This is a genomic window from Agrobacterium sp. O3.4, assembly GCF_041414895.1.
In the GTDB taxonomy this organism is placed as follows: Bacteria; Pseudomonadota; Alphaproteobacteria; order Rhizobiales; family Rhizobiaceae; genus Agrobacterium; species Agrobacterium cucumeris.
Map to the genome: position 1 here is coordinate 1,642,354 of NZ_JALPZP010000001.1, position 23,455 is coordinate 1,665,808.

The 23,455-nt window shown below is 62.2% G+C and carries 26 protein-coding genes; 7 read left to right on the plus strand and 19 right to left on the minus strand.

All coding sequences use genetic code 11. The annotated features are described in order from the left end of the window. Positions 1 to 36 precede the first annotated feature (36 nt). The 4 genes from M0412_RS07930 to M0412_RS07945 all read right to left on the minus strand — a co-directional run bounded on the left by M0412_RS07930 (position 37) and on the right by M0412_RS07945 (position 1,693). The gene (locus M0412_RS07930; protein WP_269698434.1) at positions 37 to 618 is read right to left on the minus strand and encodes a phage tail tape measure protein; all 582 of its coding nucleotides are present in this window, start codon (positions 616 to 618) and stop codon (positions 37 to 39) included. A gap of 99 nt (positions 619 to 717) precedes the next feature. Next, positions 718 to 930, minus strand: a complete 213-nt coding sequence (locus tag M0412_RS07935; RefSeq protein WP_137083832.1) for a rcc01693 family protein — start codon at positions 928 to 930, stop codon at positions 718 to 720. After that, the gene (locus M0412_RS07940) at positions 927 to 1,286 is read right to left on the minus strand and encodes a gene transfer agent family protein (protein ID WP_269698435.1); all 360 of its coding nucleotides are present in this window, start codon (positions 1,284 to 1,286) and stop codon (positions 927 to 929) included. The genes M0412_RS07935 and M0412_RS07940 overlap by 4 nt, the downstream gene beginning before the upstream one ends. Then, the gene (locus tag M0412_RS07945) at positions 1,286 to 1,693 is read right to left on the minus strand and encodes a phage major tail protein, TP901-1 family (RefSeq protein ID WP_269698436.1); all 408 of its coding nucleotides are present in this window, start codon (positions 1,691 to 1,693) and stop codon (positions 1,286 to 1,288) included. Before M0412_RS07945 ends, M0412_RS07940 begins: the two co-directional genes overlap by 1 nt. Before the next feature lie 92 nt (positions 1,694 to 1,785). On the opposite strand from M0412_RS07945, the gene M0412_RS07950 reads away from it, so the two are divergent. Beyond that, the gene (locus M0412_RS07950) at positions 1,786 to 2,985 is read left to right on the plus strand and encodes an MFS transporter (protein ID WP_269698437.1); all 1,200 of its coding nucleotides are present in this window, start codon (positions 1,786 to 1,788) and stop codon (positions 2,983 to 2,985) included. A gap of 7 nt (positions 2,986 to 2,992) precedes the next feature. On the opposite strand, the gene M0412_RS07955 is transcribed toward M0412_RS07950, so the two are convergent. From M0412_RS07955 to M0412_RS08005, 11 genes are all read right to left on the minus strand, one after another. Next, positions 2,993 to 3,388 (minus strand): DUF3168 domain-containing protein, encoded by a 396-nt coding sequence (locus M0412_RS07955; protein ID WP_110757522.1) that lies wholly within the window; start codon positions 3,386 to 3,388, stop codon positions 2,993 to 2,995. Next, positions 3,385 to 3,720, minus strand: a complete 336-nt coding sequence (locus M0412_RS07960; protein WP_269698438.1) for a phage head closure protein — start codon at positions 3,718 to 3,720, stop codon at positions 3,385 to 3,387. The genes M0412_RS07955 and M0412_RS07960 overlap by 4 nt, the downstream gene beginning before the upstream one ends. A 3-nt stretch (positions 3,721 to 3,723) precedes the next feature. Then, positions 3,724 to 4,293 (minus strand): head-tail connector protein, encoded by a 570-nt coding sequence (locus M0412_RS07965; RefSeq protein ID WP_269698439.1) that lies wholly within the window; start codon positions 4,291 to 4,293, stop codon positions 3,724 to 3,726. A gap of 198 nt (positions 4,294 to 4,491) precedes the next feature. After that, the gene (locus tag M0412_RS07970; protein ID WP_269698440.1) at positions 4,492 to 5,760 is read right to left on the minus strand and encodes a phage major capsid protein; all 1,269 of its coding nucleotides are present in this window, start codon (positions 5,758 to 5,760) and stop codon (positions 4,492 to 4,494) included. Positions 5,761 to 5,796: 36 nt separating this feature from the next. After that, positions 5,797 to 6,369, minus strand: a complete 573-nt coding sequence (locus M0412_RS07975; protein WP_225245168.1) for an HK97 family phage prohead protease — start codon at positions 6,367 to 6,369, stop codon at positions 5,797 to 5,799. 46 nt (positions 6,370 to 6,415) lie between these two features. Next, positions 6,416 to 6,736 carry a DUF6107 family protein gene (locus M0412_RS07980; protein ID WP_046798657.1) on the minus strand — a complete coding sequence of 107 codons (321 nt, stop codon included), beginning with the start codon at positions 6,734 to 6,736 and terminating at the stop codon, positions 6,416 to 6,418. A gap of 196 nt (positions 6,737 to 6,932) precedes the next feature. After that, a complete protein-coding gene (locus M0412_RS07985; RefSeq protein WP_269698441.1) occupies positions 6,933 to 8,099 on the minus strand; it encodes a phage portal protein in 1,167 nt (388 codons plus the stop codon). Between the two features lie 170 nt (positions 8,100 to 8,269). Further along, the gene (locus M0412_RS07990) at positions 8,270 to 8,578 is read right to left on the minus strand and encodes a Dabb family protein (protein WP_046798947.1); all 309 of its coding nucleotides are present in this window, start codon (positions 8,576 to 8,578) and stop codon (positions 8,270 to 8,272) included. A gap of 57 nt (positions 8,579 to 8,635) precedes the next feature. Then, positions 8,636 to 9,271 (minus strand): hypothetical protein, encoded by a 636-nt coding sequence (locus M0412_RS07995; protein WP_269698442.1) that lies wholly within the window; start codon positions 9,269 to 9,271, stop codon positions 8,636 to 8,638. A gap of 543 nt (positions 9,272 to 9,814) precedes the next feature. Next, positions 9,815 to 11,074, minus strand: coding sequence for a DNA-packaging protein (locus M0412_RS08000; RefSeq protein WP_269698443.1), 1,260 nt, complete (start codon positions 11,072 to 11,074; stop codon positions 9,815 to 9,817). After that, positions 11,071 to 11,598, minus strand: coding sequence for a hypothetical protein (locus M0412_RS08005; protein ID WP_269698444.1), 528 nt, complete (start codon positions 11,596 to 11,598; stop codon positions 11,071 to 11,073). Before M0412_RS08005 ends, M0412_RS08000 begins: the two co-directional genes overlap by 4 nt. 516 nt (positions 11,599 to 12,114) lie before the next feature. Between M0412_RS08005 and M0412_RS08010 the strand changes: the two genes are divergently transcribed. Then, positions 12,115 to 13,755, plus strand: a complete 1,641-nt coding sequence (locus M0412_RS08010; protein WP_269698841.1) for an alpha/beta-hydrolase family protein — start codon at positions 12,115 to 12,117, stop codon at positions 13,753 to 13,755. Positions 13,756 to 13,782: 27 nt separating this feature from the next. Here M0412_RS08010 and M0412_RS08015 read toward each other — a convergent pair whose 3' ends face one another. After that, complete coding sequence (locus M0412_RS08015) at positions 13,783 to 14,622, minus strand: SDR family oxidoreductase (protein ID WP_269698445.1); 840 nt, start codon at positions 14,620 to 14,622, stop codon at positions 13,783 to 13,785. A gap of 143 nt (positions 14,623 to 14,765) precedes the next feature. Between M0412_RS08015 and M0412_RS08020 the strand changes: the two genes are divergently transcribed. Then, positions 14,766 to 15,134 (plus strand): helix-turn-helix domain-containing protein, encoded by a 369-nt coding sequence (locus tag M0412_RS08020; protein WP_142839387.1) that lies wholly within the window; start codon positions 14,766 to 14,768, stop codon positions 15,132 to 15,134. Positions 15,135 to 15,364: 230 nt separating this feature from the next. Here the strand turns inward: M0412_RS08020 and M0412_RS08025 are convergent, their stop codons facing one another. Beyond that, on the minus strand, positions 15,365 to 15,796 hold the full coding sequence (locus tag M0412_RS08025) for an Lrp/AsnC family transcriptional regulator (protein ID WP_269698446.1): 432 nt from the start codon (positions 15,794 to 15,796) through the stop codon (positions 15,365 to 15,367). A gap of 147 nt (positions 15,797 to 15,943) precedes the next feature. Here M0412_RS08025 and M0412_RS08030 point away from each other — a divergent pair, with 147 nt between their 5' ends. Then, positions 15,944 to 17,044: a saccharopine dehydrogenase family protein gene (locus tag M0412_RS08030; protein ID WP_269698447.1), complete on the plus strand. Its 1,101-nt coding sequence runs from the start codon at positions 15,944 to 15,946 to the stop codon at positions 17,042 to 17,044. A 193-nt stretch (positions 17,045 to 17,237) separates the two neighbouring features. Here M0412_RS08030 and M0412_RS08035 read toward each other — a convergent pair whose 3' ends face one another. Then, on the minus strand, positions 17,238 to 18,698 hold the full coding sequence (locus M0412_RS08035; RefSeq protein WP_269698843.1) for a YdiU family protein: 1,461 nt from the start codon (positions 18,696 to 18,698) through the stop codon (positions 17,238 to 17,240). A 173-nt stretch (positions 18,699 to 18,871) separates the two neighbouring features. Between M0412_RS08035 and M0412_RS08040 the strand changes: the two genes are divergently transcribed. The 3 genes from M0412_RS08040 to M0412_RS08050 all read left to right on the plus strand — a co-directional run bounded on the left by M0412_RS08040 (position 18,872) and on the right by M0412_RS08050 (position 21,995). After that, positions 18,872 to 19,939, plus strand: coding sequence for a sensor histidine kinase (locus M0412_RS08040; protein WP_269698448.1), 1,068 nt, complete (start codon positions 18,872 to 18,874; stop codon positions 19,937 to 19,939). Between the two features lie 92 nt (positions 19,940 to 20,031). Beyond that, entirely contained in the window at positions 20,032 to 21,750 is a 1,719-nt protein-coding gene (locus M0412_RS08045) for a glycoside hydrolase family 32 protein (protein ID WP_269698449.1), read from the plus strand. A 71-nt stretch (positions 21,751 to 21,821) separates the two neighbouring features. Beyond that, positions 21,822 to 21,995, plus strand: coding sequence for a hypothetical protein (locus tag M0412_RS08050; RefSeq protein WP_142839384.1), 174 nt, complete (start codon positions 21,822 to 21,824; stop codon positions 21,993 to 21,995). A gap of 27 nt (positions 21,996 to 22,022) precedes the next feature. On the opposite strand, the gene M0412_RS08055 is transcribed toward M0412_RS08050, so the two are convergent. Further along, positions 22,023 to 23,405, minus strand: a complete 1,383-nt coding sequence (locus M0412_RS08055) for an MFS transporter (protein ID WP_269698450.1) — start codon at positions 23,403 to 23,405, stop codon at positions 22,023 to 22,025. Positions 23,406 to 23,455: the final 50 nt, after the last annotated feature.

Below are 23,455 nucleotides of genomic sequence, written 5' to 3' on the forward strand. Positions count from 1 at the left end.
CCAGGAATCTTTTTGCTGTGTTGAAAGGTCGATGCGTCACAAACCGCGCTGGCCGCGCCCGACGCTGCGGGCCAGCATGGCGGCGATCTGGCCTTCGCTTTTTTTAAAACTCGCCGCATCGGTGGCCGTCACGTTGAAGACGATCTGCGCACCACCACCGCCCGCCGGTGCGGCCACACCCAGCGCGCCATCAGAACCGCGCTTCAGCGGCAGGATCGCTTCCGCTCCCGCCTCGCCCATCAGGCCCAGCCCACCGCCCATCGGAAAAAAAGCGGGGCTGGAAACCACGCCGCCATCAGCAAAAGGCGTGATGCCGCGCCCCGGCACCCCACCATCGGCAAAGGCAAACAAGGAACCGCCACCGTTCAAAAGCCCGCCAACGGCATTGCCGATCATATTTTCCAGCGGCTTCAAACCGGCCGAAAGCGCCATGCCGGACAGGCGTTCGCCGAGCCCCCGCAGCACATCGTCCAGCCCCTTGCCACCCGTCGTTGCGGCCTGCAGGGCGCTGGTCAGCGCCGCCCCGAACCGCTCGGAGCGCTTTTCGAGATCGCCCATAACATCCGCAAGCGCTTCCGCCTCCTCGCGGTTCTCCGCAATAGATCCTTCGCCTGCCATCGCGCTTGCCTTTCTGATTCAAATCGGAACGATATGTTTTTGAATTGTCTGGCCGTTTTCAAAAAAAACGCCCCGCTTCCGCAACGAGACAAGTCCACCTCACCCGTCCGGAAACAGCCGCATCATCGCCTCCATCGTCTGACGATCGGGGCTGCGGGAGATGGCGCGTGCGCCACCCGTCATCGCGAAAAACTCCCTTGGCGTCAGCCGCCAGAAGGTTTCGGAGGAAAGCCGCAGCAGGCAGAAGCCGGCATGGATGACCGCCTCCCAGGGGAAAGGGCGGGGCCTCGCCTCGCCTGCTGCGGCACTCAAGGGTCCGGCGGTGTTTCTCCTTTCGCGCCGCCGAAGGTGGCGGTCAGAAGATCGGCGACGATCGCGGCATGGCCGATGATGCCGCCCTCCACGGTTGCCGCAGCCACATCTTCGTCGGAAAAGAGATTGCCCGCGCCGCGCAGGCCGGCGCCGATGACCCGGATCATATCGGCGGCCTTCATGCGGCCGGTCGCAAAGCGTTCAGCGAGCGCGGTGAGATCATCGGCCTGAAAGGCGGTTTCGAGTTCGGCCAGCGCCCCGAGCGTCAGGCAGAGAATGCGCCTTTCGCCGTCGATCAGCGCCTCGATCTCGCCGCGATGGCGGTTCGCCCGCCCGTAACGCAAACCCTGCGGCATCACAGTGCTCCGAATGTGAGAGGACCGGCCGATTCCAGCGCGATCTCGAATTGCACCTCGCCATCGTGGCGGCCGGAATATTCGAGCGCGACGATCTGGAACGGCCCGGTCACGGTACCGAAATCGGGGATGAGGAGTTGCCAGCCCGGAATGCTGCCGGCAAAAAACGCGCCGCGTACCGACGCGTCGCTCGCCTGATCCTTGAAGATGCCGGATGCCGTCAGCGACGCCCGCTGAACGCCGGCGCCGGCCAGAAGCTCGCGCCAGCGCCCCGCACTTTCGCCATCGGTTATGTCCACGGCCTGCGCGTTGAAGGCCAGCCGCTTTGTTCGCAGCCCCGCCACGGTCACATAGGAACCGGCGCTGTTGATCTTCAGCAGCAGGTCCTTGCCCTTCTGTGCCACCATGTTGTTCTCCTTACCGTTTCGATTGATGTTGCCGGGCCGCAATGGGCCTGCTACCAATTGTTTCTCCGCATTCCGCACCCCTGATTTTCATCATGTCCGAAGCCGCTCCCTTCCCGTCCCGCGCGCGCCTTATCGGCGTGCTTGCGGTTGGGCAGATCATCAGCTGGGGCAGCGGGTTCGACATGCTGGCCGTGCTCGGCCCGCGGATCGGGCAGGAACTGGCCATCGCCAACGAGGCGGTTTTCGCCGGCCTCACCGTCATGATGACGATCAGCGCGCTCTGCGGTCCGCTTCTGGGAAGAACGCTGGTGCGCCACGGCGCGGCACCCGTGCTTGTGGCGGGTTCATTGCTGTTTGCCGCCGGTTTCACCGTGCTCGCCTTTGCGGGCGGTGTGGCAAGTTATCTGCTCGGCTGGGCCGTGATCGGTTTTGCCGCCACCTGTGGCCTGACGACGGCCGCCCATGCCGCTGTGGTGGAGCGCGTCGGGGCGGAAAGCGGCCGGTTGCTGACGCTGCTGATGCTGTTTACCGGGCTTTCGGCGGCGGTTTTCCTACCGGTCACCGCGCTTGCCGACCAGCATCTCGGCTGGCGCGGCACGCTTGTCGCCTATGCCGGTCTGCAACTCTTCGTGCTTCTGCCCCTCTACGTCTTCGTGCTTCCCGGGCGGCCGGCCCGCAAGGCCACGGGGTCGCGGGAGGTGACCGGGGCTTCGCCCCCGCCCGTCGATACACGCCGCGCCTTCATGCTTCTGGCCGCAATGACGACGATCAGCGCGTTTACGACCTTCGGCCTGTCGCCGCTCCTGCCCTTGCTGCTGGTTCAGGCGGGGGCGACACAATCGCTGGCCGTTCAGCTGGCATCCGCCCGCAGCGTGCTTGCGATCACCGCGCGCGGGCTGGATTTCCTGCTTGGCAAACACGGCAACCCGTTCGTCACCGCCATGATCGGCCTCTGTCTGCTGCTCGTGTCGCTCCTGCTGCTGCTGGCCTTTGCGCCGGCCATGCCGGCTTTCATCGGTTTTATCGTATTCTTCGGTTTTGGCGCAGGCGTGCTCACCGTCAGCCGGGCGGTCCTGCCGCTGGCGGTGTTTTCGCCGGAAGAATATGGCCTTCAGGCCGCGCGCATTTCCCTGCCGCAGAACCTCGCCATCGCCTTTGCGCCTGTTATCTTCACGCTGGCGCTGGATCGCGGCGGGGTCTCGGCCATGCTGACCATCGCTTCCGTGCTGATCGGCATTTCGTTTGTGCTGCTGCTCGTACTTTGGAAGACCATGCGCAGGCAGGCTTCCTGAAAGAGGCTCATTCCGTTACCGCGCGGAAACGCATGTCCGCGATGAAATTCCGCGACTTTGCTTCGCGCCGCGAGCGGCAGGAGCGCAGTTGCAGGTTGACCAGCGAGACATTGGCGAGTGGCAGGGCGGCATCATCGAGCAGGGTTTTCACCCGCTCTGTGATTTCGCCGGCCTGTTTGCGGCCGGCGGCATCGCTCCAGATTTCCAGCGACAGGACATGTTCCTCGGCTTTTTCCGTCGCGGTCGAATAATCCCGGCTGTCAATTTCGCCGATGACGATGCAGGGCATAAGCGCGCGCGGCAGAAGCCGGTCGACGATGCCGCCTGATGTCAGCGCCATCAGCACCGCATCGCCCGTCAACCGCGCAAAAACAGCCTTCAGAAGTGCGTTTGCAGCGCTCACAGGCTTTCCTCCTCGCAGCGGCAGACGATGAAGCGGCGGGTCTCGTCCGGATCCATCACCGTGCGAATGCTCAAAATGCGCCGGCCCTTGCGAAAGCGCATGCCGGCCGCGATATCGCTGCGCCAGGTGAGCCAGACGCGATGGGTGATCGTCACGCCCTCGGCCGAAGCACGCTCATGGGACGCCTCTGAAACCGGTTCGATCGCCGCCCAGAGTGAGCGCAGGACATCCCAGCGTTCCAGCGCACCGCCCTGCCCGTCCGGCATCTCCGTCCGCATTTCAAGCTCCAGCCGCGCCGTCAGCCTGCCGGGGTCGAGAAAAACGAGGTTCATGACTTAAAGCCCCATGCGGCAGAAGGGCGTCACCAGCCGCTCGTAACCGGCCGGAACCACTGCGGGCTGATTTTCCGGGGCAACGGCGCCGCGAAAGGCGAACATCTGCGCCACATGCATCAGCATGGCGCGTTTCAGCGTATCCGGCACATCCGTCCCGGCCTCGCCATAACCGGCGATGAAGTCGATTTCGATACCGTTCATCACCCGTCCGGGGGCCGGCGGATCGCGCAGCCACAGCCGCGCCGGACGGGCCGCGCCGTCCAGTAACTTATCAGCGGCGGTGATATTGGTCTCGCGCCCGTCGATGCCAAAAACCAGAATCGTTTCGATGGTTTGCACCGGTGTCTTGGCAATCGGAATCACACCCGTCTGCGGCCATTGGTCGAGATAAAGCCGCCATGTCTGGCGCAGCAGGCAGAGGCCGGTCACGCGCTCCAGATGCTCGCGGGCGGTGCGGATCAGCGCTGCAAGAAGCGCATCCTCGTCGCTGCCGTCGAGACGCAGATGCGCCTTGACCTCGGCAAGGGTCAGCGGCTCCGCCTGCGGCGGATTTATGAGGGCATAGGTCATGGGGTCTCCGGGGATGACGCAATTACGCGCTGGATGAGCGAGCGGGTGCAACAAGTTTCTTCTCCCCATGGGGGAGAAGTCCGCGGCAGCGGGATGAGGGGGCAAGGGTAATGGTATCCGGCAACGTTGCCCCCTCATCCGGCCCTTCGGGCCACCTTCTCCCCGGCGGGGAGAAGAAACGAGCGGCACCGTCGAGGGTCAATTCACCCCGAATTTCACCAGCTTGATCGCCTCGAAATTCTGTACGCCGCCACCCACGCGCTTGGTGGTGTAGAACAGCACATAGGGTTTGGCCGAATAGGGATCGCGCAGGATGCGCACGCCGGTGCGGTCGACGACGAGATAACCGGAGCGGAAATCGCCAAAGGCGATGGCGAAACTGTTGGCCGCGACATTCGGCATGTCTTCCGCCTCCGTTACCGGAAAGCCCATCAGCGAGGCGGGCTGGCCGGCGGCGGCGGGCGGGTGCCAGAGGTAAGCGCCGGTCGTGTCCTTGAAGCGGCGCAGCGCCGCCTGCGTCTTGCGGTTCATCAGGAACGCGCCATTCTGGCGATGGCCGGCCTTCAGACCATAGATGGCATCGAGCAGCACATCCATCGGCCCGGCGGAAGCGAAGCCGGCCGAAACGCCGGTCGCGACATAACCGATATTGCCCCAGATCCAGCTGTCATTGGCAACGGCTGTATAGGCGAGAAAACCCTTCGGTTTGTTGACGCCATCACCAGCGATGAAAGCGGCAGCCTCCTGTTCGGCAAAGGCGATATCCACTTCCGAGGCGATCCACGCCTCGACATCAACAGCCGCGTCATCCAGCAGGCCCTGGGTCGCAGCGGGCATGGCGTAGAGTTCCATGGTCGGGAAGGAAAGCTCAGACAGCTTCGGTGTCGCCGTTTCGGGACGGGCCGCAGTTTCGGAGACCCAACCCGTCGCCAGTCCGCCGGCGGCGAAGGGTTTCTTCAGCACGGCCGTGGACACCTGCCGCACGGTGGCGAGCGCCCGGATCGGCGAAATCGCCGTCATGCGCCGGCCGATCTCGCCATCCGTCTCGGTCGGCACCAGAAAGCCGCCATCGGCGCCGCTCGATCCGGCAAAGGCCTTGGCCTCCAGGTCGCGCAGCGCGCCCTCCTCGCCCCGGCGGATATAGGCCTCGAAGGCCGCCTTATGCTCTTCGGCATCGTGCGAGGGCGCATCCCTGCGGCCAAGCGCAGGCCGCGCCTTCCTGAGAGCCAGATCGTCCATGATCTTTCTGTTATCGTCGAGCGCCCTGTCGATACGATCGAGCTTGTCGCGGGTCACGATATCCGCACCCATCTTGCGTTCGATGTCATTGAGCCGCTGGTCGTTGGTTTCGCGGAAAGCCTCGAAGGCCTCCATGAATTCGTCGAAGGCCGCCGTCATCGTGTCGGGCACGGCCTTTACCTGCGGCGCAACGGTCATTGCCGCCGGTTTTGTCATCTGGTCTGTCATGTCGCCATCCTTGTTTCGGAAATGCGTGTCGGAAAGTCAGCGTTTGAAGGTGGTGTCGAACAGCGAGCGGGCGGCGCGGCGCATGCTGCGCGCCAGTTCGGTCTCGCGGTCACGGAAGAAGCGGGCATGTTTGACGTCGGACACCCGCGCCGAAGGCAGCATAGGAAAGGTCACGACCGAGATTTCCCAGAGATCGGCCTCCAGAATGCGCCGCACACCGGAACGTTCGGCCTTGCCCGAACGGACGGTTCGGAAACCGATCGACAGCCCGTCCAGCGCGCCGGTCTTCATCAACGAATGCACCTCGCACGAGCGGGCAACACCCGGTGCCAGAACGCCCTCAACATAAAGCCCGCGCTCGTCCTCGCGGATGGTGCGCCAGGCGCCGATCGGCTCGGCCGGATCGTGCTGGTAGAGCATGCGGATGCCGGCCGCTCCCCGCTCCTCGATGGAACGGCGGAAAGCGCCGCGCTCGATCACGTCACGGCCGAGGTCGACCTCGCCGAAGACGCTGGCATAACCGGAAAACGTGCCGTCGCCGGCGATGCCGCGCAGTTCCAGACTGGCGAATTTGCGCGTGGCGGGACGTGGCCCGCGATAGGCGTGCATGGGAAACTCCTGCGATGTGAAAATGAAGCCGCCTTGCGGCGCGGGTTCAGCTGCGCGGGCGTGTGCCATAGTGGCTGGCCACGCGCACCATCACGCCCAGCCCCCACCAGGCCATCATGCTTGCGGCGGCGGAGCCCGCCACCATGATTTCCCGACCGGAAAGCGCACCGGCAATGTCGAGCTGCTGCACGATCCACAGGCCGATCGGCCCGCCGAAGATCATGCCGCAGGACACCCCGGTGATGAAACGGCTCGCGGCTTCCCGTTTGCTTTTCGGCAGCAGATAGACAAGCGACACGCCGGCACCCGCCACGGCGCCGGTGATGCGAGCGGCCCAGATGCCGGCCTCATTGGCGAATTCAGACATGGGTAATCATTCCGGTTTAGGATGTTGCAATCGGGGCGAACGCACCGCGTCGCCCGCAGGTGCTGTTTGCGCGCCTGCGGTGGGTGATTTCACGAGTCTTCGGAAAAGCTTGGGCGGAAAGCCTCACAAAGAGAATCCGCCACTTCAGAAAATGGTTCAGCAGAAACAGACGGCTGCGAAAGCGCGGTTAGCCCCCTCAGTAACCGACGGCTTCGCGTTTTTCCTCGTCGCTCAGAAACGAGGCCGCGCCGATACGGCTCCACAGCGCATCCCGCTCACCGGCAAGCCCGGCGATCTTATCGAGATCCGGCTCCAGACGCAGCCCCGCGCCGAAGACCGGTGCGAGCCAGCCGCACAACCTTGCCGCCGTGCGGTTGACGAGCGGCAGCACGGTGAGGCGATAAAAGGCGCGGTTCGCCTCCTGGTAATTGGCATAGGTATTGTCGCCGGGAATGCCGATCAGCATCGGCGGCACGCCGAGCGCCAGCGCGATATCGCGGGCCGCGCCGTTGCGGGCCTCCAGAAAATCCATGTCGCGCGGCGAAAGGCCCATGGCCTTCCAGTCCAGCCCGCCCTCCAGAAGCAGCGGCCGGCCGGCATTCATCGCTCCCTGATACCCCTCCTCCAGCTCGCGTTTCAGCCGTTCATATTGCTCGGTGGAAAGATTGCCGCCCTCCTTCGGCTGGTAAACCAGCGCACCCGAAGGCCGGGCGGAATTGTCGAGCAGCCGCTTGTTCCACTGGCTTGCGGCATTGTGCAGATCAAGTGCTGCACCAGCGGAAGCCAGCGGCGCAAAACCCGCCCGGTCATCCAGCGGATGGAAAAGTTTCAGATGCAGCAGCCCCAGCCCGTCGCGCTCGGCGGCGATGCGGCGTGAGGCGCGCCCTTCGGCGCGGTAGTCATAAGCCACCGGCCAGCCATCCGCGCCCTCGACAATACTTACCCGATCCGGCCGCAGCAGATGCAATTCCCTTAAACGCCCGCCGATCATCAGAGGTTCGACATAGGCATTTCCGGCCAGCATCAGGTGACCATACAGCGCCTCGAAAAAATCCGGCCCGCCCATATGCGCGCCCGGCTTCGTCAGGAGCGCCAGCAGCGGATGATCGCCGATTTCCTCGTCGCCGTCATAAAGCAGCCAGTTCACCGATGCGGCCGCTTCCGCCACCATGCGGGCGGCACGGTGGGCGACCGGGTTTTTCATGAAGCCTTCGCGGGCAAGTGCGGCATAAGACCGGCCGGACCAGAAGGCCTGCCCGCCCTGCCTCGCCACCGCCATGAAGGCACCCGACGTCATTTTGCTTTCGGGCACGGCTTTGCCATCCGCCGGGCGCAGCCACGGCAGGGAAAACGGAAATCGCATGGAGTTGTCCTTGTTTTGATGGCGTGTTTGGACCCGATGCCCTCATCCCTGTGACAAGCACAGGAATGAGGGTACCGGGGGCGTCAGCCCTACGACGGAGGAAAGGTTTTCTCGCGTTCTCAGCAGACTACGTGCGGATGCACGTCACTTTCGCAGCCGAAACCGGACGTTTACCGGATCGGCGCTTTCACCGCCGTGTCGCTGTTGAAATCAGCGGCAACGCGGGTTTCGCGCAGCGGCTTCACGGTGCGGGTCGAAAGATCATAGGCGGGGTCGGCCTTATAGGCCGCCAGCGCCGCCTCGTTTTCGAACTCGCCGTAAACGATGAAATCGACCGAGTTGCCCCATTGGTCCTTCTTCACGTTCTCGCCGATTTCCAGGGTCAGCGCATGCGGGATCGCGGTGAGGCCGGAAAGCCCCTTGCGCACGGCGTCGCGGTTTTCCTCGGGAACGGTGAAAAAAACGATATGGCGGATCACGGTGTCACCTGTCATGCAAAATTCGAAGGCGGCCTTCTGGGCGCGCGTAACGGGTTATCATCTGGCCCGCCCCGGTTCAATCCGCGCCGCGACAAGGGCGCGATGAAATGCGCGTGCGTGGCCAGCCACAAGCCGCGCCCGGTCACTGCCATTGATGATGGCGCGTGCACCCTCCCAGTCCTCCCGCTGCGCGCCGAAGAAATCGGCAAGCCGGCGGCCGGTGAAGCTGCCGGCGATCATGCCGTGGATCAGGATGGCTGTTGCCACCTCCGTTTCCATGGCCCGCTCAGGCCGTTCCACAAGGTCGATGCCTGTCAGCACCGACATGGCCTCGTAGTTGCGGCGATGTGTCAGCTGCACGAAGCCTCGCCCCAGCCAGCTTTTTCCGTCCGTGTCCCGTTGCCAGTAAGGCTTGCGAACCATCGGCAGGCCGGCCGCAAAGGCACGGTCCAGCCGCGCAATCGCCTCCGCATCGCTTGCCGCCAGGGTCTCGCGCACCGGCTGCATGGTGGCAGCCGTTTCGTGAAAGCTGGTCGCCAGCATATAGGCCAGCCAGCGCGCTTCGCTTTGCGGCATAGCCTTTGCACATCCGGCAAGTATCGTCTTCGTCCCCGCAAGTTGCGCGGCACGCAGGCGGCCACCAAAGATCGAAACCCGCACAGACGCGAAGAATCGCGCCTCGTCATAGGCCATAGCCGGCTCCTGAAAATGAGAGGCGATATATCGCCCGGTTTTTCCACATGACGGCCGTCAGGACTAAATCGATTTGAAAAAACCTTAATCGATTTTAATCCGCAGGCCGTGGTTTTGGGGTAAAAAATTCCTTGAGTTCCGGAACCTTGGCGCGCTAACTCCATTCACCGCGCAATCCAGCTGCGTTAACAATTCAAGGAGGAATGCCACCATGACAGCGACAATCCCCCAGACCGTTTATGACCGTCTCGAAAACGAGTGGCGCCAGATGCGCGAAACCGGCTCGCAGCCGAAACCGGCGCAATCTCCGAAGAAGTAAGACCTGTCCGACGCCCGATCATGGGCGGATACGGAGCTAAAATTTCTTCTCCCCGCCGGGGAGGAGATGGCCCAAAGGGTCAGATGAGGGGGTAACCTCTCCGAATATCTTGACCATAGCCCCCTCATCCCGCTGCCGCGACCTTCTCCCCTCGGGGAGAAGAACGCAAGACGCACCCATTTGCATATCATACCCGTGACGCCGGAACGTGGGCCAACATCGCCTCACATCCCCCGCACCCTCGGCTCATTCACCACCATTGTCGTCAGCGCCGTTATCGCCCAGACAAGTGCGTCCAGCCGGTCGGGCGAACGACCGGATGACAGGCCGTCAGGTCCGAAATCCGTCATCTGGTCTTCGAGCTTCTCAAACCGCGCCGCGTGACGCACCCTGCCCTGCTCGTAAAGTGCGGCGACCGGCTCGGCGCGGGTGAATTTTCCTCTGCTGGCCCGCACCAGAGTGAGCGGCAGGTTGGCGTCCACGCTTTGCAGCATCGCCCGCACCATCTCGCCACCCTGATTGACCTCCGCCACCACCCGGTCAGCCGCGTGGCGGCGGAAGGCGGCGACCACGGCGCGGGCCCAGCCGGCTGGCGTTTCGCCTTCCACCGAACAATCCGCAAGCACGGCGAGTTTGCCCGACATGCCAAGTCCCGCAACGACGATGCCGCAGCAGGAGTTTTCACCAGCGCCGGCAGGCGGATCGACCGCCACCACGATCCGCGAGAGCGGCTCATCCGTCACCTCGACAATTGTTTCCAGATCGGCGCGTTTCCACAATGCGCCCTCGCGCTCGTCGATCAGCTCGCCGCCGATTTCCTGACGCCCCAGCCGCGTGCCGCCATAACGGTCCTGCATCGCCTTCAGGAAACCGGGCGAGAGGTTCTGCGCATTCATGGCGGTCGGCATTCGCGCAACCCGGGTTGAAGGATCGGCCAGCAGCGCCTTCAACAGCGGAATGGGTCTTGGCGTGGTGGTTACCAGTTGCCGCGGTGCCTCGCCCAGTCGCAGGCCAAATTGCAGCATGTCCCAGGTTTCCTGCGGGTATTTCCATTTTCCCAGCTCATCCGCCCAGGCCATGTGGAATTGCGGGCCGCGCAGGCTTTCGGGGTCTTCCGAGGAAAACACCTGCGCCATCGCGCCATTCGGCCAGAGGAGCCGGCGACGCGTGACTTCGAAAGCGGGACGGCGACGGCGGGCGATGCGGCAGATGCCGGAAATACCGTCGATCATCACCTCGCGGGCGTCACCCAGCGTCTCCGCAATGAGCGCGATGCGCAAATCCGATTGTTTGCCGGCGGAAGCAATGCCGTGCACCCACTCGGCACCGGCGCGGGTCTTGCCGGAACCGCGCCCGCCGATCAAAAGCCATGTCCGCCAGTCGCCCTCAGGCGGCTGCTGCGGCAGGTTGCCAAGGAAACGCCAGTCGCGCGAAAGGGCAAAGACCTGATCCTTGATATGAGGGTCGGGCGAAAGCTCCGTCATGCATCAGGTTCCCGGCATGCAACCGGCGTCAGCGTCGCCTCCAGCTTGGCGCGGCATTTCTGGTCGGCCAATTCGTCGATGCGCCTCAGGAAATGCGCCACTGCGGCCTCGTAATCCTCGGCACCGGTTTCGTCCTCAGCGGCAAGCGCCTCCCTCTCTTCCGCCAGCACCCGTTGCAGGGCATCGATGCGCTCCAGCGTGCGCACGATCAGCGAAAGCTGATCCGTCGCAGCCTTCACATCGGCACGCGCCTGTTTGCCGGGAGCGCCATCCGCAGCCCCCAACAGGGCCGCCTCGCTCTCCTGCCGCAGGGTGCGGTACAGGTGGAACTGATCCCGCATCTCTTCCGTCATCTCGTTCAACATCTGCCTTAGCTCGCCGTTACGCGCCGCATCCTCGGCAGCCAGCTTGTCGGCCCGCGACTTTGTCTCAGGCGCGGTATCCGGCATGTCGTCACCGACATAGGCAGGCCGTTCCGGCCACGCGCTGTGGAGCACCGGGTCGCAAGTGTCAGAATTCGTCATGGGGTCGGCCTGAGAGAAAAATGGCAGTGATTGGCGTTACGTGACTCTGTCGCGCTATCGCCCGGTTTTTTCTGAGACGAAGCATTTTTCTCCCCGTCATACCGGCCTTGAGCCGGTATCCAGCCGACGCGCGTCTGCGCGGCGAAAGGAGTCTTTTCAGCCCAAGGACTTGGGCTGGCTGGATTCCGGCTCAGGGCCGGAATGACGGGAGAAACATGCCTTGGTATGAGAACTGGACAGCCAATCGGATAGACTGCGGTATCGCTGAGAGATATAGGGCGGCTCGCCATCAAACCAGAAGGCAACCCTTCGAACCGGCCTCTGCCGTCAGCCGCAAATCTCCGACCGTAGCCAAACACTACCAAACCACCGTCACGGTGTAAAGGATTATTTTCCTATTTTAATGATTTTTATCCTGCCAACATGATTTGCACCCTCGCCCGCCGCATATTACACTCCGCGCCAGGCAATGAGCAGAAGGGGCAAGCCAAGTTGGTGAAACAATGGGTTGAGCGGTTGTTTGCGGGCCTTTCGGCAACCGGCATCGTCTTCGGCACGGTCCTGTTCTGCGCTTCGCTCACTCCCTCGCTTCTGCCGCGCACATGGCTGATGCAGGGGGTTCTGTGCGGGTTTTCCTTTGCCATCGGTTATCTGATCGGTGTCGCCCTGCACGCCGTCTGGGCCTATCTGGAACTGCCTGAACCGTCGCGACACAACACGCGCGGCATTCGTTTTCTCATCGCGCTTGCCGCCGCCATCACGGCCATTGCGTTTTTGTGGCAGGCGAAGGACTGGCAGAATTCCATCCGCGTGCTGATGGAACTCGATCCGCTGCCAAGCGCCCATCCCACCAAGACCGGCGGTATCGCGGTGCTGGTCGCCGCCGTGCTCATCGCCGCCGGCCGGCTTTTCCAGCTTATCCGCCGGTTCTTTGCCGCGCGCAGCCGGCATTTCCTGCCGCGCCGGCTCGCCAATGTTCTCGGCATAGCCGCTGCCATCGTGCTGTCGTGGATGCTGCTCAATGGCCTGATCTTCGATATCGGCCTGAAATTTGCCGATTCCTCGCTGAAACAGGTGGATGCGCTGATCGAGCCTGACGTACCGCGCCCGTCCGATCCGCTGAAGACCGGCAGCAGCGCGTCGCTTATGACATGGGAATCGCTTGGCCGCCGCGGACGTGAATTCGTGGCAGGCGGGCCTGAAGCGCAGGAAATCACCGCCTTCACCCATCGTCCGGCCAGCGAACCGCTTCGGGTCTATGCCGGCCTGAATTCCGCTTCGACACCCGAAGCAAGAGCCAAACTGGCGCTGGAGGAACTGAAGCGGGTCGGCGGTTTCGAACGCAAGGTTCTGCTGGTCGTCATTCCCACCGGCACCGGCTGGATAGACCCCGAAGCGCTGGACACGGTCGAATATCTGCATGATGGCGACATCGCCAGCGTCGCCGTGCAATATTCCTATCTCTCCAGCTGGATCGCGCTGCTGACCGAACCTGACTACGGTGTGGAAACGGCGCGGGCGCTGTTTCAAGCCGTCTACGCCTATTGGACCACCCTGCCGAAGGAAACACGGCCGAAGCTTTATCTGCATGGGTTGAGCCTCGGTTCGCTCAACTCGCAGAAATCCTCCGATCTTTACGATGTACTGTCAGACCCGTTCCAGGGCGCGCTGTGGAGCGGCCCGCCGTTTTCCAGCCCCACATGGCGCATGGCCACCAATGGCCGGGTTGAAGGCACGCCGGAATGGCTGCCGCGTTTCCGCGATTCCTCCGTCATCCGTTTTGCCAACCAGTATACCACCGCCCATATGCCCGATGCGAAATGGGGGCCGATGCGGATCGTCTATCTGCAATATGCAAGCGACCCGATCACCTTCTTCGAAACCGCTTCGCTCTATCGGCGTCCAGAGTGGATGGCACATCACGGGCCTGACGTTTCCACGTCCTTCCGCTGGTTTCCGGTGGTGACGCTGCTGCAGCTCGGTCTCGATGTTGCCTCCGCCACCACCGCACCGATCGGTTACGGCCATGTCTATGCGCCGGAACATTACATCGATGCATGGACGGAGGTGACGCAGCCGGAGGGCTGGAGCGCCGAGGAGATCCAGCGGCTGAAGATGTTCTTCAAGGCCCGCCGCGGCTCCACCGATCCGGCGTGAGCGCGGCGGGCCTATCGCTTGCCGGCGTCAGCCCTTCAGCGCGTCCAGATGGTCGGCCACATAGGTTTCCAGCGAGCGCGGCGCATGCCCGGTCAGGGTCTCGACATCGCCGGTCACCACCGCTGTCCAGCCTTCACGCACGGGATAAAAGATCGAGGCGAGGAAAGAGGCATAATCCTTCGGCACGCCCGCACCGGTGAGGATGCCGATGAAGACCTCGTCCGAAACGGCGGCATAAGACACCGGCTTGCCGATCGCCTTTGAAATCACCGCGGCTGCCTCGCCGTAACCGAAGGCCTTCGGCCCGGTCAGGTTGAAGGCCTTGCCATTAAAGGCATCGGAGGTCAGCGCGGCGGCGGCGCTGTCGGCGATATCGCGCACGTCGATGAAGCTCGACTTGCCCTCGCCGGCCGGCACGGCGATCTCGCCATGCTCGATGCCGGCCTTCCAGTAGCTGTGAAAATTATCGGCAAACCAGTTGGGGCGCAGGATGACGTAAGGCGTACCCGACGCGATGATCTTCAGTTCGATCTGGCGATAGGGGATGGAATCGTCGGCATCGACACCGAGGACGCTGAGGAAGACGATCTTCACCTTGCGACAAGCCGCCTCCTCGACAACGGGCGTCAGCGCGTCGATGGCGTCCAGACGCCCGCCCGCCAGGATCAGGAACAGCCGGTCCACGCCGTCGAATGCATCGGCGTAAGTCGCCCGGTCGGTATAATCGAAGCGCACCCCTTCGGTGCCATCTGCCGCCTTACCGCTGCGCGAGGCAGCCTTGACGCTTTCGCCCGTTGCCACGAGTGCCCTGACCAGCGGCGTGCCGATGGTGCCGGTGGAACCGATTACGAGTATCTTGCCTGTCATCTCAAATATCCTTAGTATCTAATGGAAACCATGTTTCGAAAATACAGGTACTGCGTTTGCGAAATCATGAAAAGAGAGCACTTTTCGGTTATCTGGTTTCCTTGCGGAAACCGGCATGGCCTTGAAACAACAGGGTGAAATCGATGGCGAATGTCTATGACGTTTATGAGGACCGCTGCCCGACACGCATGGTGCTGGACAGGATCGCCGACAAATGGGCGCTGTTGATCCTCGACAAGCTGCGGCGCGATCCCGTGCGCTTCAACCTGCTGCGGCGCGAGATCAAGGGCATTTCGCAGAAGGTCCTGTCGCAGACGCTGAAGAAGCTCGAGCGTGACGGGCTGATTTCCCGACAGGCCTTTCCGACGGTTCCTGTCACGGTCGAATATTCGCTGACGCCGCTGGGGCGGACGCTGACCGACACGGTGGCGGCGCTCGCCCATTGGGCAGAGGGCAATATTGATGCGGTGATGGCGGCGCAGAGGGCTTATGACGAGAGGGCGGTGGCTTAGATGGTCTTCGCCCTCGCGTAGTGACAAAAGCATGGGAGAGACAAGCGCCTTTGCCGCTTCGTTGCGTAGAACATTGTTTCCGTCATACCGGCCTTGAGCCGGTATCCAGCCAGCCCAAGTCCTTGGGCTGAAAAGACTCTATTCGCCGCGCAGACGCTGCGGCTGGATGCCGGATCAAGTCCGGCATGACGGAAGTGGGTTTTGCGTACCTTACACTTCCCAAAACATCCCTACCGCGAAATCCGCGTCGACAGAATGATCGACGACAGCGTGCGCTCCACACCGTCAAGCGCGCCTATGCGGTCGATCAGCCGGTCGAGATCGAGGATCGAAGGGGCGGCCAGAATCGCAATCAGGTCAAATGTGCCGCTCACCGAATGCAGTGTCGTGACCTCCTTGATGGCGGCAAGTGCGGCCGTCACGCCGGGCAGCGCCTTGGGTGCAATGGTAATCAGCACATGGGCGCGCACCAGCCCGGAAAGATAGCTTTCCGAAAGCCTGATTCCATAACCGGCAATCACGCCGTCTGCCTCCAGCCGCTCGATGCGCGCCTGCACGGTGGTGCGGGAAAGGCCGAGTTTGCGCGCCAGTTCCGCCACCGGCATGCGGGCATTTTCGGAAAGCAGGGCCAGCAGCGCCCGATCCTTGTCGGCGATTGCCATAATGATCAATCCTGTCGTCTAACTGTTCAATAATAGACCGCTATCTGCACATAGTGAAGCTGCGAATCGTCAATAAAAGCTGGCATTCTGTCTCTGAGGCGCATTTGTTGCGCAAAGACATGCGAATTTACTGCGGGGAACAAAAACATGAAAAACATTGTCGTCATCGGCGCGGGCAATATCGGTTCAGCCATCGCCTGGATGCTGGCCGCAACAGGCGATTATCGCATCACGGTTGCCGACCGCTCGGCCGACCAGCTGGCCAACGTGCCGGAACATGAGCGCGTCGATACCGAGATCGTCGACATCGCCGATCGCCCGGCGCTGGAAGCACTGCTGAAGGGCAAATTCGCCGTGCTTTCCGCCGCCCCATTCCACCTGACGGCGGGCATTGCGGAAGCGGCGGTCACTGTGGGCACGCATTATCTCGATCTCACCGAAGACGTGGAATCCACCCGCAAGGTCAAGGCGCTCTCGGAAACGGCTGAGACCGCGCTCATTCCACAATGCGGTCTTGCGCCCGGCTTCATCTCCATCGTTGCCGCCGATCTCGCCGCCCGCTTCGACAAGCTCGACAGCGTGCGCATGCGTGTCGGCGCGCTGCCGCAATATCCGTCCAATGCGCTCAACTACAATCTCACCTGGAGCACGGACGGGCTGATCAACGAATATATCGAGCCCTGCGAAGCCATTGTCGAAGGCCGCCTCACCGCCGTTCCGGCGCTGGAAGAGCGCGAGGAATTTTCGCTCGACGGCGTCACCTATGAGGCCTTCAACACCTCGGGCGGTCTCGGCACCCTGTGCGCCACGCTGGAAGGCAAGGTGCGGACGATGAATTACCGCACCATCCGTTATCCCGGCCATGTGGCAATCATGAAGGCGCTTCTGAACGACCTCAACCTGCGCAACCGCCGCGACGTGCTGAAGGACCTGTTCGAAAACGCCCTGCCCGGCACCATGCAGGATGTCGTCATCGTCTTCGTCACGGTCTGCGGCACCCGCAATGGCCGTTTCCTGCAGGAAACCTATGCCAACAAGGTCTATGCCGGCCCTGTTTCCGGCCGGATGATGAGCGCCATCCAGATCACCACCGCAGCAGGCATCTGCACGGTTCTCGATCTGCTTGCCGAGGGTTCCCTGCCGCAGAAGGGCTTCGTGCGGCAGGAAGAAGTGGCGCTGCCGAAATTCCTCGAAAACCGGTTCGGCCGGTATTATGGCTCGCATGAGCCGCTGGCCCGGGTGGGGTGATTTAAGGCTCAACGTTGCGGCATGTTTCTTCTCCCCGGTCGGGGAGAAGGTGGCCCGAAGGGTCGGATGAGGGGGCTTGCTCTCCGAGATCCGGCGAGCTTGCCCCCTCATCCCGCTGCCGCGACCTTCTCCCCCTCGGGGAGAAGGCGAAAGACGCAACCGCTCGTTCCAACACTGCGGGATCGACCTTTGGTTACGTCCCGCAAAATGTCCTGAACACCCGCTCATGGCTCATCGGCGGCTGCATATAGACAAAATTGTCCGGCCGCTCCTCGAAGGGTGTCGCGATTGCCGTCAGCATGGCGTGGAACGGCTCGAAATCATCGTCCTCCACTGCCGCCTCGATCAGTTCCTCGATACGGTGGTTACGCGGGATGACAGCCGGATTGACTGATAACATCGCCCGTGACCTGTCGGCATCGGAAATATCCTCGCGGCCGGCGCGCTCCCGCCAGCGGGCCAGAAATTCATCCGCCCCGGCAATATCGATGAACATGCCGCGAAATGGTTCGGCATCGTCATTCGCTGCGTGGGAAAGACGCCGGAAGGTCAGCGTGTAGTCCGCTTCCGATGCCTGCATCAGAGCCAGAAGTGCCTGCACGAGATCGAGATCACCTTCCTCTTCCAGCGTCAGGCCGAGTTTTTCGCGCATGCCGGCCAGCCAGCGTTTGGGAAAGGCAGCGGCGAAATCGGCCAACACGGCGTTGGCAAGTTCGGCGGCCTTTTCCACTTGAGGATCGAGCAGCGGTAACAGGCATTCCGCCAGCCTGGCGATGTTCCATTGGGCGATGCCCGGCTGGTTATTATAGGCGTAACGGCCCTGCGCATCGATGGAGGAAAACACCTTGTTGGGGTGGTATTCATCAAGGAAGGCACAGGGGCCGAAATCGATGGTCTCGCCGGATACCGCCATATTGTCGGTATTCATAACGCCATGAATAAAGCCCACCATCATCCAGCGGGCGATGAGGTCGCATTGCCTTTCAGCGATGCCGCGCAGCAAAGCGAGGTAAGGATTGTCAGCGGTTTTTGCCTCGGGATAGTGCCGGTCGATCACATAATCGGCGAGGTTCCTGATCGCCTCGTCATCCTCGCGCGCGGCGAAGAACTGGAAGGTGCCGACGCGGATGTGGCTCGCCGCGACGCGGGTGAAAACGCCGCCTGGCAGGCCCACTTCGCGCTGCACCCTTTCGCCGCTGAGGACGGCCGCCAATGCCCGCGTGGCGGGAATGCCAAGCGCATGCATCGCTTCGGAGACGATATATTCCCGCAGAACCGGGCCGAGCGCCGCACGCCCGTCTCCGCGGCGCGAAAAGGGCGTAGGACCTGAGCCCTTCAGCTGGATATCCCGCCGTTTGCCGTTTTTGTCGATGACTTCGCCAAGAAGAATGGCGCGGCCATCGCCCAGCTGCGGCACGAAACCGCCGAACTGGTGACCGGCATAGGCCATGGCCAGCGGCTCTGCCCCCTGCGGCACGACATTGCCGGAAAAGATCGCCGCCAGCCTTTCATCGTCAAGGCCGGAAACATCCAGAAGGAGTTCGTCTGCAAGCTTGCGATTGAAGGCGATGAGGCGCGGCGCCTTCACCGGCGTCGGCAGCACGGCGGCGCTGAACCGTTCCGGCAGGCGGGCATAGGAATTGTCGAATCTGATCACGGTTAAACTCCCTGCTTTTGCCTGATATGGCGGTTTTTGCGCCCGGTTGCGAGGGTGCCAGCGGCAAATTCGACAGGCCGCGCCAGGCTTTAGAGAAATTCAGTTTGAACTCGGGGGGTATTAGTCCCTACATAGATGGGGTAATCAGCCCCGCGCTACAGGATGAGTTCGTGCCGCATTTCCCCGATGACGATAGTGAAATGGGCAAAGCCATCCGGCTTTTCGACTGGGCATCAACGGCGGCGGGACCGGTGGACGCATGGCCCGTCGCGCTGAAGACCACGGTGCGGACCATGCTCAAGCAGGGCCACGCGATCTGCCTGTTCTGGGGGCCCGATCTCAACATCATCTATAATGATGCCTATCGGCCGTTTCTGGGTCTCAAGGAACGGGATGCGCTCGGCAAGCCGTTCCATGTCATCTGGTCCGACGTCTGGGACGATGTGAAACATTTTGTGGAAACCGCATTGTCCGGCAAGGGCACATTTGCCGAAGACCTGCATCTCGTCATGGATCGCAACGGTTATCCGGAAGACACCTACTGGACCTTTTCCTACAGCCCGCTTTATGACGATGACGGCAATGTCGCCGGGCTGATCAACATCACGATCGAGACGACGGCGACGGTGGAAGGCCGCAAACGCGAAGAAGTGCTACGGCGCGAACTCGTCCACCGGGTCAAGAATACCATGGCGATAACCACGGCCGTGGTCAGTGCCACCATGCGCCATTCCCAGACGCTGGAAGAAGCGCGCGACACGATCAAGAAGCGCATCGCCGCACTCGGCAATGCCCAGAACCTCATGCATGCGTCGGGCAAAGGCGCCGGCATCACCGCCCTTGTCTGCGATTCCGTTTATCCGCATCTCGACGACAGGGCGCGGGTGACGATTTCCGGACCGGACGTGGACATCGCCCCGCAACAGGCGCTCGGCCTGTCGCTGGCGGTTTATGAACTGGCCACGAATGCATTGAAATACGGCGCACTTTCCAATGAACGCGGCAGTGTTGATATTCGCTGGACGCTGGACAGGAACGACCGTTTCGAACTGCGCTGGCGCGAGACAGGCGGGCCACCCGTCAGCGCGCCGACACGCACGGGCTTCGGCTCGCGCCTGACCAACCAGATCGTCGCGGCCTATTTTTCCGGTGAAGGCCGCACCTTCTATCATCCCGATGGGCTGGTGTTCGAACTGGACGGCAAATACGAAACCGCAGCGCAGGAACAGGCCCAATAGCCCACGCGGGCGAAAGCTGCGGCGGTTGAACTTTCTTTCGTCCCATTCGTTGCGTTTTCTGAACCAGAATTGCAGCAACGAAAGGAACGGGAATGACCGTCGTTGAAGCCTTGAACGCCGAGCCGGAAAGCGCCATCCGCACCCTCCACACCGACCTGCCGGTCAACGCCACCTTCCATGTCTGGCTCAAGGCGAAAAAGACCGCCGAACCCGGCGCCGTCTCCTTCTCCAACCAGAATGGAAAATTCGCTGAAGTTTCAAGCGTCAATACCGAAGAGTTCGGTTTTCGAATCTATCAGGTGTTCGGCGGCGGCCATGTGGAACTGAGTTACGATACGGTGACGACAGCCGTTTCCGTCATCTACTGGTTTACCGCTTCCGATGTGCTCGAGACCGGCATCACCGTCGTTCATACCAAGCCCGACAATGCCGCTCCCGAGCTGCCCGATAGCTATCACTTCCGCCCGCCCTTCGGCTGGATGAACGATCCTAATGGCTTTGGCCGTTTCGAAGGCCGGCCGCATCTTTTCTATCAGCATTATTCGCACGGGCTGCGCTGGAACACGATGCATTGGGGCCATGCGGTCTCTTCGGATTATCTGCGCTGGCGGCATCTGCCGATCTTCCTGTTTCCATCCGAAGACCTGACGACGCGGCCGGACAAGCGCGGCGGGGCTTATTCCGGCTCCACCATTCCGCTGGTCGAAGGCACCGGCATCCGCGTCTTCTTCACCGAACAGGTGCAGGACCGCATTCCCGAACAGCAGATCCAGCTGACCGCCACCTCCGCCGATCTCATTATGGCCGGGCAGGCAGAGGTCATTCTCGCCCAACGCCCGGACGGACAGGGGCTGACGCCGGATTTCCGCGACCCTTACGTCTTTCGTGGTCCCGATGGATTGTGGAAAATGCTGCTCGGCAGCCAGAGCGATGGCGGTGGCGTCATTCTGCTTTACGAGACGCTGGACCCCACCGCCGCGTCCGGCTGGACCTATGTCGGCAAGCTGTGGGTGGAAACGCGCTACAAGACCACGGCGATCGAATGCCCCTGCCTCTTGCCGCTGGACGGCCCGGCCAATGCCCGCTCCACCCGCTGGGTGCTGATCTATGGGCTGATGCATTCGGAAGACCCGGAAACCGGCCGCAAGAACCTCACCATGGCCGATGTCGGCTGGTTCGACGGCAAGGCCTTCACCAAGGAATCCGGTCAGGAACTGGATTTCGGCACCGATAATTACGCCTTTCAGGCGTTTCTGGATGGCGACAGCATCATCGGCATCGGCTGGCTCGCCAATTGGGCGGATGCCAGCCCCGAGATCGATTTTCCCACCTCCATGACGCTGCCGCGCCGGATTCATTACGTCAACGGCGAGCTTCTGACCCCGCCCATCGGAGCTGCGGAAAGCCTGCGCAGCCATATTCTCGACCGCACGCGCCTTGCCGCCGGCGAACGTGTGACCTTCATCAACGGCGCGGTGGAAATTCTGATCGAGCTTGCCGAGGCTGGCGCGCCATTCGAACTGGCGCTTGAGCATCCGACGGTCACGCTCGGTCTCGTTTCCGATGAAACCGGCCTCTGGATTCGTCATGAAGACGGGCGCGATGGTCCCTCGCCGCATTATATCGCCAGGGGCGCACGGGCCTCACGCATCCGTATTTTCCTGGATTATGGCTCCATCGAAGTCTTCGCCAATCGCGGTCGATATGTGGGCACAAAACGCATCGAGGGATTCGAACCCGTGCGTTCGGCGCTGCTGAAGGCGGCTGCCGGTGCGGTGGTGCACGCGACCAGCTGGGCGCTCAAACCCTGAGGAACCTTTTGGCGGATATGGCGGTTGATAGACCAGCAACAGCCGACCAGTTCGCCAAAAGGAGAAACGGCATGACCAAAATCCGCGATACCAGCGACCCCATTCTGTTTCCGACCGAAGCCAATGAAAACAAGGCGGAGAAAAAACGTGCCGGCAAAGGCATCGTCGTCATTATCGGCGCGATCGCCATCATGTCCTTCGTCGTTTATCTGGCGGCGATCACCATCGCCGCCACGCAGTCTTAGCCCCCTCGCCCTCCCCGGAACCTGTGCTCAGCCGCGTGCGCTTCGCAGCCCGCGGGCGGTAAGGAGCGCAATGAGTGAGACGGCGGCACCCAGCCCGTAAAGATAGGCCATCGGCATCGTCACATCCGCCCGCTCGATCTGCGCAACGAGATCGGTGGCGGCAGCGACGGTGCCGCTCGCACCCGCACCGGCCGCCGCCCCCAGCGTCGCGACCGTGGGAAGCAATGCACCCGTCATCTTGCGTTCTTCCTCCGGTGCTGCCTCCATGGCGGCCTGGCTGATGCCGGCCCATGACATGCCGAAGGCAGACCCGATCAGGATTTGCCCGAGCAGCATTTCGCCCCAGTTTCCGCTTGCAAGCCCCAGCCCCAGCAGGGCGCAGCCCGGTACCATCTGGTAAGGGCCATAATGCAGGCAAATTTCTCTCAGGCGGATCGAGCGCAGGCTGCCGATCAGCATCGCCACGAAGCTCCAGGCAAGCGGCATCGTCACCACGATGAAACCGGCGAAGGTTGGCTCATAGTGCCACAGATTGATGGCGACATAAGCGAGATAGACGCTGCCCAGCGCATGGGCATAGGACATCAGGAACAATACCCAGAAACCGCTGCCCAGCACCGTCTTCAACCGGAAGGAATCTTTCGGGAACAGGCCGGAAGAAGGCCGGATGCCCACCTGCAGCGAGGCCCATAACAGCGCAGCACCTATCAGTAGCGAGATTGCCCGCAGGCTCGCATCCTCGAAGGCGGAAGGCGCCGAAAAGGCAAGTGCGCCAACGAGGCACAGAACCAACGGCACAAATGGTTTGCGCGTCGCCGCCACCGGACGCTCGGCGGAAACGGCGACGGTCGTGTAAGCCAGCAGCAGCACGATCAGCGGCGCCGACAGCAGGAAGGTGGCGCGCCAGGACAGGTGTTCGGTAGCGAAACCGCCGGTCAGCGGGCCGATAAAGGACGCGACCGCCCAGATCGCCGCCTCTATGGCAAAGACCTTCGGCAACAGGCCGGAGCGAAAACCGGCCGGTATAAGGCTGTAGCACACCGCCACGATCAACCCGTCGGCCAGCCCCTGCAACGCCCGGCCGACGACCACCCATAAGAAATCCCCGGCGATTGCGGAGAGAATCGAACCGAAAGAAAAGATCAGGCAGCACAGAAGCAAAACGGCGCGGGCGCCAAAACGCTCCCGAAACAGCACGGCGGTAACACCGCCCGCCACGGAACCAACGAAATAGAGACTATAGGCCCAGCTGTAATAGGCAGCACCGCCAATTTCGTTGACGGCGACAGGCAAGGCCGTCACCACCGCGAACTGGTTGAAGGCATGCAGGCCGATACCGGAGGAAATGACGGTCAGAAGCGAGAGGTTCGCTCCGCTCAGTAATTCGCCCCAGCCGTTTTTCTCCGTCATTTCCACACTCGTCAAAGCCGTATCCTTTCCATTTTTGCGATACGGCGGGC